At 40.9% G+C, this 17,258-nt stretch carries 14 protein-coding genes; 10 read left to right on the top strand and 4 right to left on the bottom strand.

Features of this window, described 5'->3' with window-relative positions; all coding sequences use genetic code 11:
• Positions 1–39 precede the first annotated feature (39 nt).
• The 10 genes from U1E44_RS01740 (at position 40) to U1E44_RS01785 (ending at position 11,532) form a co-directional block, all read left to right on the top strand.
• Positions 40–1,053: a GntR family transcriptional regulator gene (locus U1E44_RS01740; RefSeq protein ID WP_322929205.1), complete on the top strand. Its 1,014-nt coding sequence runs from the start codon at positions 40–42 to the stop codon at positions 1,051–1,053.
• Between the two features lie 346 nt (positions 1,054–1,399).
• On the top strand, positions 1,400–2,332 hold the full coding sequence (locus U1E44_RS01745; RefSeq protein ID WP_322929206.1) for a formylglycine-generating enzyme family protein: 933 nt from the start codon (positions 1,400–1,402) through the stop codon (positions 2,330–2,332).
• A gap of 130 nt (positions 2,333–2,462) precedes the next feature.
• Positions 2,463–3,800 (top strand): Gfo/Idh/MocA family protein, encoded by a 1,338-nt coding sequence (locus U1E44_RS01750; RefSeq protein WP_322929207.1) that lies wholly within the window; start codon positions 2,463–2,465, stop codon positions 3,798–3,800.
• A 58-nt stretch (positions 3,801–3,858) separates the two neighbouring features.
• A complete protein-coding gene (locus U1E44_RS01755) occupies positions 3,859–5,220 on the top strand; it encodes a Gfo/Idh/MocA family protein (RefSeq protein ID WP_322929208.1) in 1,362 nt (453 codons plus the stop codon).
• 31 nt (positions 5,221–5,251) lie between these two features.
• The gene (locus U1E44_RS01760; protein WP_322929209.1) at positions 5,252–5,986 is read left to right on the top strand and encodes a carbohydrate-binding family 9-like protein; all 735 of its coding nucleotides are present in this window, start codon (positions 5,252–5,254) and stop codon (positions 5,984–5,986) included.
• Between the two features lie 142 nt (positions 5,987–6,128).
• Entirely contained in the window at positions 6,129–7,904 is a 1,776-nt protein-coding gene (locus U1E44_RS01765; RefSeq protein ID WP_322929210.1) for a PQQ-dependent sugar dehydrogenase, read from the top strand.
• 19 nt (positions 7,905–7,923) lie between these two features.
• Entirely contained in the window at positions 7,924–9,174 is a 1,251-nt protein-coding gene (locus U1E44_RS01770) for an amidohydrolase/deacetylase family metallohydrolase (protein ID WP_322929211.1), read from the top strand.
• 47 nt (positions 9,175–9,221) lie between these two features.
• Positions 9,222–9,692, top strand: a complete 471-nt coding sequence (locus U1E44_RS01775; protein WP_322929212.1) for a RidA family protein — start codon at positions 9,222–9,224, stop codon at positions 9,690–9,692.
• A 17-nt stretch (positions 9,693–9,709) separates the two neighbouring features.
• Positions 9,710–10,924 (top strand): hypothetical protein, encoded by a 1,215-nt coding sequence (locus tag U1E44_RS01780; RefSeq protein ID WP_322929213.1) that lies wholly within the window; start codon positions 9,710–9,712, stop codon positions 10,922–10,924.
• A gap of 26 nt (positions 10,925–10,950) precedes the next feature.
• Positions 10,951–11,532 (top strand): RidA family protein, encoded by a 582-nt coding sequence (locus tag U1E44_RS01785; protein ID WP_322929214.1) that lies wholly within the window; start codon positions 10,951–10,953, stop codon positions 11,530–11,532.
• Positions 11,533–11,543: 11 nt separating this feature from the next.
• On the opposite strand, the gene U1E44_RS01790 is transcribed toward U1E44_RS01785, so the two are convergent.
• The 4 genes from U1E44_RS01790 to U1E44_RS01805 form a co-directional block, all read right to left on the bottom strand.
• Entirely contained in the window at positions 11,544–13,388 is a 1,845-nt protein-coding gene (locus U1E44_RS01790; RefSeq protein WP_322929215.1) for an FAD-dependent oxidoreductase, read from the bottom strand.
• Positions 13,389–14,025: 637 nt separating this feature from the next.
• Positions 14,026–15,132 (bottom strand): glycoside hydrolase family 10-like protein, encoded by a 1,107-nt coding sequence (locus U1E44_RS01795; RefSeq protein WP_322929217.1) that lies wholly within the window; start codon positions 15,130–15,132, stop codon positions 14,026–14,028.
• 18 nt (positions 15,133–15,150) lie between these two features.
• The gene (locus U1E44_RS01800) at positions 15,151–16,308 is read right to left on the bottom strand and encodes a n-acyl-d-glucosamine 2-epimerase (protein ID WP_322929218.1); all 1,158 of its coding nucleotides are present in this window, start codon (positions 16,306–16,308) and stop codon (positions 15,151–15,153) included.
• Entirely contained in the window at positions 16,305–17,258 is a 954-nt protein-coding gene (locus tag U1E44_RS01805) for a DUF4434 domain-containing protein (protein ID WP_322929220.1), read from the bottom strand. Before U1E44_RS01805 ends, U1E44_RS01800 begins: the two co-directional genes overlap by 4 nt.

Raw genomic sequence — 17,258 nt, forward strand, 5'->3', positions numbered from 1 at the left:
GATACATATTTTTTGTTTTTGAGTAATGATTTTTATGAGATGGAATTAATAAACAAGATTCAACAATTTGCTTCGGATCCTATTTTGTCCAAACACGAACAACTGGTGCACGGGATTATTTGGGCCATAGAAGAGGGTTTGTTAGGGGTAGGCGATCAGTTGCCCTCCATAAATGTTATGGTAAAGGAGATGGGGTTTGCCAGGAAGACCATTGTAAAAGCGTACGAGGAGCTCAAGGACCGAGGCTTGGTAGAAAGCAAGAAAGTAAAGGGCTATTTTATTAGCAGTATGAATACAGAAGTAACGCTAAAAATTGCGCTTTTAATGTATGCTTCTCAGCGCTTTCAGGAAGAATTCTATAAAACTTTTAGGAACCAACTCGGAAAACCGTATCAAATTGATGTGTTTTTTCATCATAATAATTTGAGTTTGTTTCAAACCATAATGTCTAATATCCAAGGGAAATATGGAAAGTATGTAGTAGCGCCTATAGATGACCCCAAAATAATACCTATTCTAAAAGCAGTACCCCCGGAAAAATTACTTATGATAGACAGGTACCTTACGATGCCTGAAACCTACTCTTATATTGCGCAAGAATTTGAACAGAGTAACTATGAAAAGCTCGTGGCACTCCTTCCCGATATCAGAAAATTTAACAAAGTGATACTGTTTTTCAACCCTAAATCGGAAGTGTCATCGGGGGTGGTTAGGGCATTTACAAAATTCAGTAAGACCTATGACATTAATGGTGTTATTGAAGAAAAATATACGGAAGGTTCTTTGCAACGAGGAACCCTTTATTTCTGTCCGTCGGATACCAATCTGTGGGAGATAATAAAAGATTGCAGGGATTTTGAATTGCAGGTTGGAAACGATATCGGGATTTTATCCCATGATGATCATGTGGTTAAAGAACTTGTTGGTGGTGGTATTACAACCATATCAACCAGTTTTACGGAAATGGCACATTTGGCAGCGAATCATGTTAAGGATGGAAAAGAAGTTAAAAAAATCTTGCCGATGCACCTCATTCGACGGAAATCGTTATAAATTCCGTTTCGAACAGGTACGGTAAGTGCCACGCTGCATTGATTGCAGAAGTATGCCTTAATTCGTGGTTTGTTTATAACATAATAACTATGCTATTCTTTGCTATTCTACTTTGGTATTTTACGTATATTTACAATACATTGATAATTCTAGTACTAAAAAGAAATTGGAAACCTACAATTGTGTGCTTTGTATTGCGAAAAACAAAAACGATTTCATATATTCGGGAAGGTTCAGAAACAAAAGGTTTTCCATATATATGATTGGCTTTCAGGTGAAGAAAATAAGAAGATGCTTAAATGTTCTAGAGATAGGTAGGCATGGTTTATATGTATTATTTTTAATCATGTGCCTCCATGGATCGCTAGCTGCTCAGAGCGGACACTATACTCAGGAAATTTCCGGTACCGACCTCACCATAGAAATGGTCGCCATCCCCGGAGGTACTTTTATAATGGGAAGTCCGGAATTAGAAGTAGGGCGTAAAACCGATGAAGGCCCGCAGCGAAAAGTGCAGCTAGCGCCATTTTGGATGTCGCAATATGAAATTACTTGGGATTTGTATAATCTTTATGTAAACCGGAATATTGATGATGTGGCTCAAACACAAGAAGCAAAAGAGATAATTTGGGATATAGATGCCATTGCCGGAGCCACAAAGCCTTATGTGGATATGAGCTTGGGTATGGGTACAAAAGGGCTTCCTGTGGTAAATATAACGCAGTTGGCGGCCTCTAAGTTTTGTGAATGGTTGTCTGCCAAAACAGGTCTGTTTTACCGCTTGCCTACCGAGGCAGAATGGGAGTACGCATGCCGTGCGGGAACTACTTCGGCCTATCACTTTGGTGACGATGCTTCCCTTTTAGATAATTATGCTTGGTATGCGGATAATAGTGATTTTACCTATTATAAAGGAGGTTTAAAAAAACCAAACCCTTGGGGTTTATTCGATATGCACGGGAATGTGGCCGAGTGGACATTGGATCAATATCATAGTGAAGGATATCCTTCGGATGGTGAAATTCACAATAATCCGCTTGTACGTACCAAAAAAAGATATCCTGTAGCCGTAAGAGGCGGTTCGTGGGATGATGAAAAGGAGGCGTTGCGTAGCGCTGCAAGAACAGCGTCATCAGAGGAATGGATTTTGAGGGATCCGCAATTGCCCAAAAGTAAATGGTGGAATACAGATGCTGCCTTTGTGGGGTTTCGGATTGTTCGGGCAAATCCGCCTGAAAATTTAGTAGAATTACAAAAGTATTGGATTCAGGAAAATTAAAAAAAAATCAGCGTAACCACAATAGGCGCCAAGTATAATCGAAGCTACAGCCCTTATTGAGAATTAAAATAGAATCTATAAAAAGGCAATAAAAACAAGCAACAAACCTAAGTGTAAAAATTATTTTGAAATGAAAAAACGAAAAGATCTAGGCAATATTCGTACGACCAGACGACGTTTTGTTAAAAATTCCGTCATCGCTTCCGGCGCTTTAGTGCTGCCTCACTTTGCGGTTCAGGGAATGTTTCATGAAGCTAAGGATACCCAATTAAAAATTGCGCTTGTAGGCTGTGGGGGCAGAGGAACCGGTGCAGCCAGTCAGGCTCTTAAGGCCGATGAGAACGTGGTGTTGGTAGCCATGGCTGATGCCTTTGAAAACCGATTAAAGGATTGCCATGCCACGCTTTATAAGGAATTTGAAGGCACCAAAAAACTTGCGGTGCCTGAGAAAAACAAATTTGTAGGCTTTGAAGCTGCAAAAAAGGCAATAGACCTTGCTGATGTGGTGATTTTAGCCACGCCACCCGGATTTAGACCGGAACATTTTGAATACGCCATAGCGGCCGGGAAACACGTTTTTATGGAAAAACCGGTTGCTACCGATGTGCCGGGTGTACGTAAGGTGCTTGCCGCAGCCAAACTAGCGAAAGAAAAAAAACTAAATGTGGTAGTTGGGCTTCAGCGTCATTATCAAAACAATTACATTGAAGTAGCCAAGCGATTACATGCCGGGGAGGCGGGCACCATTGTTTCCGGACAGGTCTACTGGAATAGTGGTGGCGTTTGGGTAAATGAACGCCAACCGGGACAAAGCGAACTGGAATATCAAATGCGAAATTGGTATTATTTTAATTGGCTTTGTGGCGATCATATTTTAGAACAGCATATTCACAATATTGATGTTGCCAACTGGTTTTTGAACGAGTATCCTGTTAGTGCACAAGGAATGGGCGGTCGCCAAGTACGAACAGGGAAGGAGTACGGAGAAATATTTGACCATCATTTTGTAGAATTCACCTATCCGAGCGGTGCTGTAATTTCGAGTCAATGCAGGCACCAACCCAATACGATGTATAAAGTTGGAGAGTCCTTTCAGACCACCAAAGGGATCATTGAAATGAAGGATGCAGGTACGGCTACCATCACAGGGTTCAACGGAGAAAAGCTTTTTACCTACCGTACCGAAAAAGGACATAATCCCTATCAAGAAGAACATTACCGATTGTTTGAATCCATCCGAAATGGCGGTGTTATTGCCGATGCTGAAAATGGGGCTAAAAGCACCTTAACAGCGATCATGGGGCGCATGGCTACGTATTCGGGCAAGGTAATAGATTGGGAGGCTGCCATGCAGTCTAATTTGGCTTTGGTTCCGGAAGACATAACCTGGAATTCTACGCCACCGGTAGTGCCCGATGAACAAGGTTTTTATAAAATACCTACACCGGGAGAAACAGAGGTGTTTTAATTTAAGTGACACGAACTAACTATACATGTAGCAACAGAAATTATAAGGAAACCTACCTATGAGCAATACGACGAGAAGAATTTTTTTGGAGCGTACCGCCGTTTTGGGAACCGGCATTATTATGGCACCTTCATTTACTTATGGCACCTACAGTAAGAACGACAAATTAAATGTGGGTATGATAGGAGTGGGATTAAGAGGCACCAACCACCTACAGAACTTATTGTTGCGAAAGGATGTAAATATTACTGCGGTTTGCGACATAGATCCGGCACGTATCGCTATTGCAAAGAATTTAATAGCTGAGGCGGGAGGGAAAGCTCCCCTACTTTTTAGCAGTCATGAGACGGAGTATAAAAAACTACTGCAATTAAAAGAGGTCGATGCAGTAGTCATCTCTACCCCTTGGCTTTGGCATACACGCATGGCCGTAGATGCCATGGAAGCGGGCAAATATGCAGGATTGGAAGTTTCCGCATCCAATACCTTAGAAGAGTGTTGGGATTTGGTTAATACCCATGAAAGAACCGGTACCCATATGATGCTTTTAGAGAATGTAAATTACCGTCGCGATATTTTAGCCATACTCAATATGGTAAAACAAGATGTTTTTGGGGAATTGGTGCATTTTCGCTGCGGCTACCAACACGACCTGCGGTTTGTGAAATTCAATGATGGGAAAGACCCGTACGGCAGAGGTGCAGAATTTGGCGATAAAGGGATATCCGAGGCCAAATGGCGTACCGCACATTCCGTAAAACGCAATGCCGATGTGTATCCTACCCATGGCCTTGGACCTATGGCCGTAATGGCCAATGTAAATCGGGGAAACCGCTTGGTATCCCTTACCTCTCATGCTACAAAAGCTATAGGACTTCACAATTATGTCGTGGAAGTGGGCGGGAAGGACCATCCTAATGCCAAGATAAAATTTAAGCAAGGTGATGTAATTACGTCAACTATTGACACGGCTAACGGAGAAACCATTATGATTACCCACGATTGTAATTTGCCGAGACCTTACTCCCTCGGATTTAGGGTTCAAGGAGCTAATGGACTTTGGGAAAATGATGGCGACAGAATGTATATCGAAGGACAATCTAAAAAGGCGCATCAATGGGATGCTGATGCCGAATGGTTAAAAAAATACGATCATCCCTTATGGAAAAAATATGGAGAATATGCCGAAAATGCAGGACATGGGGGCATGGACTTTTTTGTCTTAAATGCTTTTGTGGAATCTGCAAAAGCAAAAATAACACCCCCTATGGATGCGTATGATGCAGCGGCATGGAGTGCTGTTACCCCCTTGTCCGAGCTTTCTATAGCCAATAACGGAGAACCTCAGGATTTTCCCGATTTTACTCGTGGGCAATGGATTAAAAGAGTACCATATAACTGGATGAAGGAAGATTATTAAAGAACGTATTTGGTTTAAAAAGTGATACACCATGTGGCGAATTCCATCCTTAGTAGTTTTGGTTGCCTTTATATTTTCTATAAGTATGGGATGTGATAGTGCACATAAAGCAGAAAGAACCTTGCGAGTTAAAGAAATTAAGCATCAAGGAAATCCTACTTTGGAGGAGGTAAAAGTGTTATTAGAGAAAAACACAGACCTCCATGCCATAGACCAAATCAATTGGGACTCCTTTCCGTATCAACCGGAAGTACGGTTTAGAATAGGACATCACAACGATCAAATTTGGCTTACTTTTTATGTGAATGAAGCACATGTATTGGCACAACGTACAATGACCAATAGTGCCACCCATAAGGATAGTTGTGTAGAATTTTTTGTAGACCCGTTACAAGATGGTAATTATTACAATTTTGAGTTTAATGCCATTGGGGTTACCCACTTGGCGTATGGATCATCAAGAAAGGACAGAGTTTTTGTGGCACCTAAAATTATAGAATCAGAAATAAAGACAGCATCTTCCTTGGGTACAGCACCATTTGTAGAGCGCAGTGGCAACATGTATTGGGAGATGACGATAGTAATACCCGCTTCGGCATTTACACAAACCCAGGGACTCTCTTTAAAAGGATTACATGCGAAAGCTAATTTTTATAAATGTGGTGACGAAACCTCAAAACCACATTACCTCTCATGGCATCCTGTAGGCACAGACAAGCCGGATTTTCATCAGCCTCTATTTTTTGGAGATCTCTTTTTTGAATAATGGTGCAGATTAATAGTCGTAAAATAAGGATCGATCAAACTGAGAGCAATACAAAGGGGAAAGCAATTTATGTGAAGCAATGATTACAAAAGCTTTAAAAATTAAATAACTGTGAAGCATTTTCTATAAATTTCTAAATGCAATGAAAACAAGAATGCGAACTATATTGCATCAAAATCGGCACTTCAAATTTGTGTTGTTGGGCATGTTTTCCCTCTCTTTGCTACAATGTACAACACCAATTCCAAATGACGGACTCTATTTGCCCGAAGGTTTCAAGGCTGTTGTAGTTATAGACAGTATTCCCGAAACGGCTAGGCATTTGGCTGTAAATACCAATGGCGATCTGTATGTGAATTTTAAAAATCCCGGTAAAGAGGGTTCCTTGGCGGCTTTACGAGATACCAATAACGACGGTAAGGCAGATATAGTGCAGAAATTCGGCAACTCGTCCGATAAATTAAGGAATTGGGGATATTCCACGGGTTGCCGCATTTACAAGGGGTACCTTTATTTTAGTTCGGAATTGGTGGTCTATCGGTATAAACTAAATCCTAAAACCTTAGTGCCGGAGGGCGAAATGGAAATTGTACTCACAGACGATCATCCGCATGGATCACACGAACACATAGGCAAACCCATTGCATTCGACAATAAGGGGAATATGTATATCCCTTTTGGTGCACCTTCCAATGCCTGCCAAGATCCAAAACGAACCCCTGGTGCAGCTGGCTTAGATCCTTGTCCACAACTCGAAGAACATGGTGGTATTTGGCGTTTTGATGCAGAAAAATTGGGGCAAACGCAAAAAGACGGGTATAAGTATGCCACCGGAATTCGAAGTGTGGTAGCTATGAATTGGAACCCGGTAGATGAAGAACTCTATATTGTACAACACGGGCGCGATGATTTGTTGCGACTTTGGCCGAACACCTATTCACCCTGGCAAAGTGCATTACTTCCTTCCGAAGAATTTATGAAAGTTACCGAAGGTTCTAATTTTGGCTGGCCTTATTGTTATTACGATCAATTAAAGGAAAAAAAAGTACTGGCTCCGGAATATGGCGGTGATGGTGAAATTATAGGTCGCTGTGCCGATTTTGACAACCCTATTATTGGTTTTCCCGGGCATTGGGCTCCCAATGATTTGGTATTTTATGAAGGGGATCAATTTCCGGAACGATACAAGCATGGTGCGTTTATTGCATTTCACGGATCTACCAACAGAGCACCTTATCCGCAATCGGGTTATATTGTTGGTTTTGTTCCCTTTAAAGAAGGAAAGCCCAACGGTGAGTGGGAAGTGTTTATAGATGGGTTTGCCCGGGTAGATCCTATAATTAGTGTTAAAGATGCCGTATATCGCCCTATGGGTATTGCCTTTGGGCCAGATGGCACTATGTATATATCAGACTCAGTAAAGGGTAAAATTTGGAAAATAACATTTCATGGTGATAAGGTTTCTTTTGGTGATCAAGAACTGGCAAAAATGGAAGAGCGTAAAATGGCAACACATGTGCGTACGCCAAATATAATTGATGATGATTTAATGAAAGATCAATTAGTAGGTGGGGCTCAAACCTATTACCGCTACTGCAGTGCCTGCCATCAATTAAATGGCAAAGGGGCTTCCGGACGGTTTCCTCCGTTAATAAACACAGACTGGGTCACGGGGGATAAGGTGCGGTTGATTAAAGTGATTTTAAATGGTATGGAAGGAAGCCTCCAAATAGGAGATGAAGTGTATAATGGCGTTATGCCACAGCATGGGTTTTTGAGTGATGAGGAGATTGCTGAGGTATTAACTTATATAAGATCAAGTTTTGGGAATGCAGCAGATGCCGTAACAACCGATTTGGTAGAAAGCGTAAGATCTGAACAAAAAGAGAACAACCCAATACCTATACGTACCGAATAAATACTAAATCAGATATAAAATGAAAAAAAATCATAGACTAAACTACTGTATGGTACTCATTTTTGTTTTTTTAATGAGTAAAGGTTGGACACAAGAATTTGATATTCTCATAAAAAATGGTCATGTAATCGATGCTAAGAATGAAATTTCAAAGGTGATCGATATTGCAATTAAAGACAATAACATAGCAAAAATAGCCGTAAACATACCTCTAAGTCAGGCTAAAAAAATTATTGATGCCAAAGGGATGTATGTTAGTCCGGGATTGATAGATATACACGGACATCATTTTTTTGGCACAGAACCCAATGCCTATCTTAGCAATAGTGATACAGCCTTGCCTCCGGATGGTTTTACATTTAGAAGTGGAGTTACCACTGCTGTAGATGTAGGTGGTGCGGGATGGCGAAATTTTGAAACGTTCAAGGTACAGACTATCGATAGATCGAAAACCAGAGTGTTGTCTTTTTTGAATATTGTAGGTGCCGGAATGAAGGGTGGTGCCGTAGAGCAGAATGTGAATGACATGGATCCCAAACTCACTGCTATTGTTGCCAGAAAATATCCGGGAATCATTGTTGGGGTTAAATTAGCCCATTTTAGTGGTTTTGATTGGACACCTACCGAGCGTGCCGTAGAAGCAGGAAAATTAGCCAATATTCCCGTAATGATCGATTTTGGAGGCAGTCAGCCAGAACTATCGCTTAAAACGCTATTTTTGGAAAAACTGCGCCCCGGAGATATTTTTACACATGCCTATGCCCATGTTAAAGGGCGCACTCCGATAGTAAACCAAAAAGGAAAAGTGGAAGATTTTGCCTTTGAGGCTCAGAAAAGAGGTATTATTTTCGATGTGGGACACGGAGGAGGTAGTTTCCTGTTTGCGCAGGCCATACCGGCGGTACAACAAGGATTTAAACCAAATACCATAAGCACAGACATTCATACAGGTAGCATGAATGGCGGTATGAAAGATATGCTTAATATTATGTCCAAATTCGTAAACTTAGGAATGTCTTTAGAGGAGGTTATTGCGGCAAGCACTTGGCATCCGGCACAAGTTATACAGAGAACCGACTTGGGACATTTGTCTGTAGGAGCGGTTGCCGATATAGCAATTCTAAACCTAAGGAAAGAGAATTTTGGGTTTATTGATACCCAAGGAAAGAAAATGGAGGGCGATAAAAAATTGGAGTGCGAAGTTACCCTTCGTGAAGGAAAAGTGGTCTACGATCTTAACGGACGCGCAGCCGAACCATGGAACAAATAGTACTAGAAGGTAAACTACCCTTTTATTAATCAATAAATATAAAAACAATGGAAAACAAAACCACTCGAAGAGGATCGTTTAAAAAAATAGGAATGGGCTTGGCTGCGCTATTGGGCATTAGTTCGGTGCGTGCTATGGAAAAAGAAGCAGTTTCAGAAAAAGAAGTAGTAGGAGACATTGTCTTAGATCAAGATATTCCGCTTTTTTCAGGTGCCGTAAAGCATGGAAATACCCTCTATGTAGCCGGAAAAGGAGCTCATTTTGAAGGAGATATCAAAGCACATACCGATCATGTGCTGAAAGAACTTGAAAAGGAATTGGTAAAACACGGGTCCTCTATGGAAAAAGTGCTTAAAGTGAATGTGTATCTTGCCGATTTGGCCGATTACAAGCAAATGAACGAAGTATTTCGAGGCCGATTTGGAAAAAATCCGCCGGTGCGCACTACCGTGGCCACTTATGGGGGGGTGCCAGGAAACTCTTTAGTTGAAATGGATTGTATTGCGGCATTAGATTAATCTAAAAATAAAACATTATGCATAGCAGAAGAAAATTATTAAAAACCTTATCTGCACTTCCACTGGCGGGCATGCTAAGTCCCGGTTTATTGTCGGGTCAAGAAAAATCTCTGGTATCTGTTCCGCCTTTAACCCGTAATTTTTTCAAAGAATTAGGGTTGCGTACGTTTATCAATGCGGCCGGCACTTACACGTCTATGACAGGATCATTGATGTGCAAAGAGGTTACCGAGGCTATAGCGTACGGGGCTACCGAATATGTAAATCTGGATGAGCTGCATGATAAGGTGGGCGAACGCATAGCGGAGTTACTGCAATGCGAATATGCCACAGTATCTTCCGGAGCCTTTGGTGCAATGACCATTGGGTTGGCTGGAGTGATGTGTGGGATGGATGAAAAGAAAGTAGCGAAGTTACCCGATGCAACCGGACTTAAAAATGAAGTTATTTTGCAGGAGGCCCATGATATTGGCTATACCCACGCCCTGACGAATACCGGAGCAAAATTAATAAAAGTAAAAACGGCCAAAGACTTAGAAAAAGCAATCACAAAAAATACAGCAATGCTTTGGTTTCTAAATGCCAATACTGATATGGGGGAGATCGGTTGGGAAGCTTTTGTAACATTGGGAAAAAAGCACAATATACCCACTTTTATAGATTGTGCGGCCGATGTACCGCCTGTGGAAAACCTTTTCAAGTTTACACGCTTAGGGTTTGATTTGGTTGCCTTTTCCGGAGGCAAGGGCCTTCGAGGTCCTCAGAGTGCCGGTTTACTTTTGGGTAAACGTAAGTATATTGAAGCCGCACGTTTACATACACCCCCAAGAGGAACAACCATTGCCAGAGGCATGAAAGTAAACAAAGAAGAAGTGTTGGGGATGTTGGTGGCTTTAGAGTTGTATCTAGCCAAAGATCATAAAAAGGAATGGGAACTTTGGGAGAATCAAATTAAGCTGATTAGTGATAGTGCCCTTTCTGTACCCGGGGTAAAAACAGAAATACATGTACCGCCCCATGCGAATCATGTGCCCAGTTTGCGCATACGTTGGGATCAGAAGAGTGTAAGGATTACTCCAGACGAATTGCGTAAACAACTTAGAGAGGGTCATCCGTCTATTGAAACTGTAGGTAATAAAGAAACTGTGGGGATTACTACATGGATGATGGAACCTGGGCAAGAACGCATTGTAGCGCAGCGTGTAAAGGAGATTTTACAAAATGCGAGCTAATAAAAAATAAACACAAAAAGAAGAGTATGAGAAAATTAATTTTGATAGGTATGGCAAGTATGGCCTTGTCGTGCAATCAGACCGTAGAAACAAAAAATGCAGTACCACTACAAGCGAACAAGCCTGAAAAAGCAGATATAAACTATAATCCGGAAGCCAAGTTAGATTCGTTGGGCATTACGTTAAAAGCACCTGCCGTACCGGTTGCAAATTATGTGAATGCGGTGCGCAGCGGAAATTTACTTTTTTTGGCAGGGAAGGGGCCATTACAGGACAACGGGGAATACATCTCCGGAAAAGTAGGTATAGATCTAAGCATTGAACAGGGCTATGAAGCTGCGCGAATTACAGCGGTGAACCAACTCGCGGTTCTAAAAGCAGAACTTGGAAATTTAAATCGAGTAAAACGTATTGTTAAGGTATTGGGAATGGTAAATGCCCCAGCCGAATTTACAGACCATCCCAAAGTAATTAACGGATACTCCGATCTTATGGTTGCTGTTTTCGGACAAAACGGGAAACACGCTCGGGCTGCGGTAGGTATGGGTTCCTTACCAAGCAATATTGCCGTAGAAGTAGAAATGATTGTAGAGCTTTATGAAGACTAACTCTTGATTACCTAGGGTTGCGAATGTAGATAACCTTGAAAGTCAATTTCTAGGGCAAACGGATTTAGAAATTTATCGGTTAAAACACTAACTGCCTTTCGATCTAAGGCGGTATTTTCATTGTACGTAACCCCTATTTCTTCTGGATTCCATGTCCGCTTTGTATGCGCCTTTTGGTAGGTAGGATCTAATTCTAAGAAAACAGTTTCCATAAAACGAAGTGTTATACCCGCCCCCGAACCTTGGATGTTTTTTATTTGAGGATAGTACGGCAATAGACCCTGAAGCCATTCGTATTCTGAAACAATACGATCCGGATAAAACCATGTTTGATTGGCCCATTTGTAGGGAATCCCAAAACCTTTTAATATGCCCGTGGCACCAATACGCTGAATGGATGAAAAGGCAGGATCGTCGGATTTTACATCTATAAACGGCATAATGTAGGCTTTTTGTTCCAATAAACTTTGCTGCACTTTTCGAACAGATACATCGGCAGGTTTGACGTTTTCTAAAATACTAGTAGCCGCCAAAGCACCGGCGGCCTGTCCTATACCTAAAACTACCGGTTGAAGTCGCGTGGCGCCATTAGCTATGTTAGATACGCTAATGTTTTTTTCTGCTACAATAAAATTGGGCACTTTTTCCGGGATTAATGCTCCCAAAGGAATATTATAACTTGGAATCTTTATATTGATAAAATTAATTTTAGGCGCTTCCGGATTTTTGTCGTGGTGATGGTCTATAGGATAATCCCCAACAGCGACGCCTGTTCTATAAAGATGGAAATCATAAGGTCTTTCCATATGTTCTGCGGTTAAAAAAGCTTTTCCACGGACTCTTCTTGCTTCCCTATCGTAAGGAATCATGGGAAAGTGGTCCGGCGTAGGGAACTCATTGGACACTCTTAAATTTTTAAACCCTAAATCATTCTGAATGTAATAAATGAACCCTTGAGTGAATAATTTTGCTTCTTTAAGTTTTTCACTCCGCTCCGCAGCCGATAAAACGGGCCAATCCAGATAAAAATCATTACCACAATTGGGCCAATTAATCATGTATTTGTTATTGGGTAATTTTCCGTAGTTCAACATTTGAACACAGTCAGATACGGCGCCAAACATTTCGCCACCTTCTCGTTTACAGGCGCATTCAAAATCCTTTGGGTTATAATTTCTTGGTTTTTTTACCAATCCCTTCTGTCCTTTTGAGGTTTTAACGTCTTCTAAAATGAGAACATACGTAATATCCTGCACAATGGCATTGGCTATCTCGGGAGCTTCTTCTTCCCCAGTATCGGTCTTAGAGTCCATACCCAAACGGAAATCGGCACCAACTAGGGGTAGCAATTCTCCTATCTCTGTGGCATCGATTAGGATTTTGGCTTCCGTGGTATGTTTTTTACCGTTTTGATTATAGCTTACAGTCCATCCTTGGTGGTGCTGTGCTATATCGGAATACCTGGTCTTGTATAGTATCTGTAGATTGGGGAGGTCTGCCATTTTCTTTAAAATTTGATTTCCTATAGATGGTTCAAACAACGTATGACTAACCCATCCTGTGGCTACGGCTGAGGCACCTCCATAATAATCATATAAATGTTGCCGGAACTCTCCCCATATTCCTGAGGGCATTTCATGATTCCCATCTATGGCAGAAACCCCTGCAGCGGTAAGCATACCCCCAAGCCATTCTGTTGACTCAAGGATTTTTACAGATACACCCATACGAGCCGCTTGTATGCCTGCCGAGGTACCCCCAGCACCTCCGCCAATAATAAGAACGTCCACTTTTTCTTGAGAATTACTAGTACAAATGCCCAGTAGGGCAACGATAACCAAGCAGATTTTTTTCATCAGAATAAATTTTTGTTATACATTGTATTATACGTCTTTTCTATACGGGAGCGCTTCAACGTTTTCAGAAGTACTCTAATTTTGACGAACCTAAAATACGTCAGTTTTGATCCCCAAAACTTGGGAATGTACGTGTCCCCCGAAGGAGGATCCAAAACCGGCATTTTGGATTCACAAACCCATTCGAATTGACCATTTTTCATCCAATAAGAACCTAATCGAACTCAGAATATCGCACTATTTCATTTAGATTCTGAAAAAGGAAGGCGACACCCTTTAATACATCTCAAAAATGGCAGTAGGTACGCCCATTGCTATATGCTTTCAACCCTATCTTCCTCCTAATTTTTTATAGGAATGAGATCTACCCATTATCAGTTCGGTTTTCTAATTCGATCGCATTATGTCAATTCAATCTAAAGATTCCCAGACCCTTGGGTCGGGGTTTCCTATTTATCGCTCCTTTGGAGAGGTCGGAACTGCCTTTTTGCAGTTCCGGGTGAGGTAAAATACAAAATTTCGGTTTTTGGCTCAAAGGCCAAAATGAAACTGACGAAGCCTGTGCTGAGCGCAATAGAAGTATACCCCTATGGCTTGCCTCGGGCATAGTCAGTTTCAAGAAATTGTTTATTTTAATTCACTCTAATTTTGAATATTCCTTCTTAAAAAAATTGGAATGTAATTTTAAGCCTTCATAAAAAAAGAAAACTTCACTTTTTAAACCATTTTTACGATTTACTTTTATCATTTTTTTTAGGAGCCTGTGCGAGGGGGTATACTCATCTACCTTTAAAAGGATCCCCGGGATAAAGTCTTTTCGCTTCGGAAAAGGCATAAAATTTAGGTTGGTTTCTAGTGTTTGGGTATATGCTTTTATGTTGTACCTATATACTTGGGGTATTATTTTGTCTACCCACCCATTTTGAACCCAAGTAGGCCAATCTTGTAAATATTCTTCTTTACTCCATGGAAAAATACTCGGTGCCATGGTTACGGCAACCTGTGGATTAAGGGCATTTACGGTCTGATACACTTCTTGGGCAAAGAGGTTTAGTTTCTGCGCCCTCCAATTAATCCAATCCTCATTTTTGTAATCTTCAGGAGGGAATTTTCCATCGTGTTCTTTTTTATAGAGATCAATGGTAAACGGATCGTATCCGGCAGTTGACGGGTTTGCAGGAAGTCTATCATCTCCTTGAATTCCGTCAATATTATAATTTTGAACTACCTCTTTTATCAATGAAAGTAAAAATTGTTGCACCTCGGGATGGAAGGCGTTCATCCACTGAAATCCATTTTTGGAGACGAGTTTTTTATTATGGTCTAAAGCTTGCCAATCTGGTTTTGCCCTTAAAATATGGCCTCCGTCTGGCTCTTGGTAGCTGCTTGAAAATCCGAACTCGAACCACGCATGTACTTTTAAACCTTCTGCATGCGCCTCCTCTATAAGCTCTTGCAGTATATCCCTACCCGCAAAGCGAGGAGCTACTTTTTTTCCAAATTCAGTTTCCATGACCGTGCTGGGATATAGCGTATAGCCTCTGTTCCAAACCACCACATAGATATGATCTATACCATAGACTTTGCAGCGCTGCACCACTTCTCTGATGCCCTCTCTGGAATCCAATGCCTCACTTGCAATGTCTGTTAGCCATACACCTTTCTCAGATTGCGAAAAGATGTTCTGCAAGGTGAGCAAGCAATAAATAAGGGTTACATATTTTATTAAACCAATTCTTTTCATTTTTTAAATAATAAAATATTAGACGTGTTCCAAGGTCTTCCACACCTCTAACATGGCTCTTGGTACATGGAAACAGCCTTTCCATTTACCGCCTTTTAAAGGCAGCAATACTTCCCCTCTTCGGTTGAGATAGCCATACCATTCCCCGCCATTTTTAGGATCCCTGAAATGCGACCAAGTGTAGGCATGTACCTTTTTAAACCATTCTTTAGCTTTAGGACTACTATTAAAAGCATAAGTTTTGGCTAAGGCAACCAAGGTTTCTAAATGTACCCACCATAACTTTTGATTCCATTCTAATTGTTGCGGGGGGTAACCTTTACGATCCATAAAGTAAAAAATTCCACCATATTCCTTGTCCCAGCCATGCGCTAATTGTTGGTACATAATTTCCTCGGCTTTGGCTACCAACTGTACATCCTTTTTTCGCATTCCTAAGTTCATAATGAACCACATGGCCTCTATGGCGTGCCCCGGATTTAGTAGACGGCCTTCAAAGGAGTCTACAAATTGGCCGGTTTCAGAAATATTCTCTAAGAGTAAACCGCTCTCTTTGTGGTAAAATTGATTTAGTATAAGATCAGAAATGCTATTGGCTATTTTATCAACTTCTTTTGCACCTATAATATGTTCTAATTCTAAAGCTAGGTTGCAAAGAATCATAGGTAAGGCAAAATTCTGTAGATTTCGTGTGCCCGGAACTATTTTATTATATACTCCTTTTGGATTTTTTTGACGATTTAAAATTTGATAAAATGTATCTTTGGCTATAGTGGCATAATGTGCTTGCCCACTAATCTGGTAAAAAGTTCCAAAGGCCATGGCGGCAAAACAATCGGAAAAAATATTATAGGCTTGTACCAATGGTTTTCCCTCTGCGTTTAGGGAAAAATACCAGTTGCCTTTTGGATCGCGTCCGTATTTTTCAAGAAAATTGATGCCAAGTTGCGCCATTTCTTTCCAAGAGGGTTTGGTCTCTACTGTGAGATATATTTTAGAAAACATCCATGCTTGGCGTGCCTGTAGCCATATAAACTTGTCCGTGTCAAAAACCGTATGCGTGTCTGTAATACAAGTGAAATACCCACCGTGCTCCCAATCTGGGGAATAGGTTTCCCAAAATGGTATAATTTCTTGTAACAATTCTTGTTTGTATAAAGTGGCGTACTGTTTCAACGGTTATAATCTTTAGGGATTTCAATATTAAAATGTTCCATATATCTTTGGTACAGGTGATGTGCTTGAATGTAGGCAGATTGGGGACTCATGAAATGCGAAAATTCGAAAGTAATGGCCTTTTGGATGCCCACTTTTTTTGCAGCGGCTAGTTTCAGTAGTAATTTTTCAAATTTGATAGGGAAAAATTTTATAGGCATATCCCTGTCAAAAGATTCCAAATTCGTCCATGATGTAATTCCATACTTATCTGCAAGGAATTTATTCACACTAAGGTAATCTTCCAGTTCATGATAATCTACATGTCCGTCTTGGAAGGCCACAATATCAATATAATCCTTAATACCATCAAAGATCTCATCCCAATCTTTTTCATGTTGTTTTAATGACACACTGCTTTCTTTTAGTAAAGTGGTTTCAGCACTCATTACAGCTTTTTTACCATCAATCCAAGGAGAGATCATTACAGGCAATCCATTGCTTATATTCTTGCAGTGGAGGCCTAATTCTGCTATTGTTTTTATGGCACCTTTCGTTTTTCGACTCATTTCTAAGCTAAGATACCAACCTCCAAAACATTGGAAATGTCCATATTTTTGGAACACTTCGTCTATACTGTATTTGTTGATGTCTATTTCGTGGCTCATGTTGCCGGTATCCCAATATTTTCCGCTGTCATAGGTTCCAAAGAAAAAGCGCATCTGATACTTTTCGGAAAGTTCTAAAAAGAGTTGCACTAAATCTACCGGAGGCCTAAAGCAACCGTGGTTTTTAATGAGATATTGGGATGGATAGGTTAAAAAACGCCGGTATCCGGAGCGAATGAGAATTACAGTGTTAATACCGATACGTTTCATGTGGGCAAAGTCGGCATCCCATTCTTTACTTCCCCAATTTTGATGGGGAATATCGTGGCTTATTTCATCTATGAAAGTTCCTGTAATCTGCAT

It is taken from the genome of Aurantibrevibacter litoralis (assembly GCF_034651555.1).
In the GTDB taxonomy this organism is placed as follows: domain Bacteria; phylum Bacteroidota; class Bacteroidia; order Flavobacteriales; family Flavobacteriaceae; genus Aurantibrevibacter; species Aurantibrevibacter litoralis.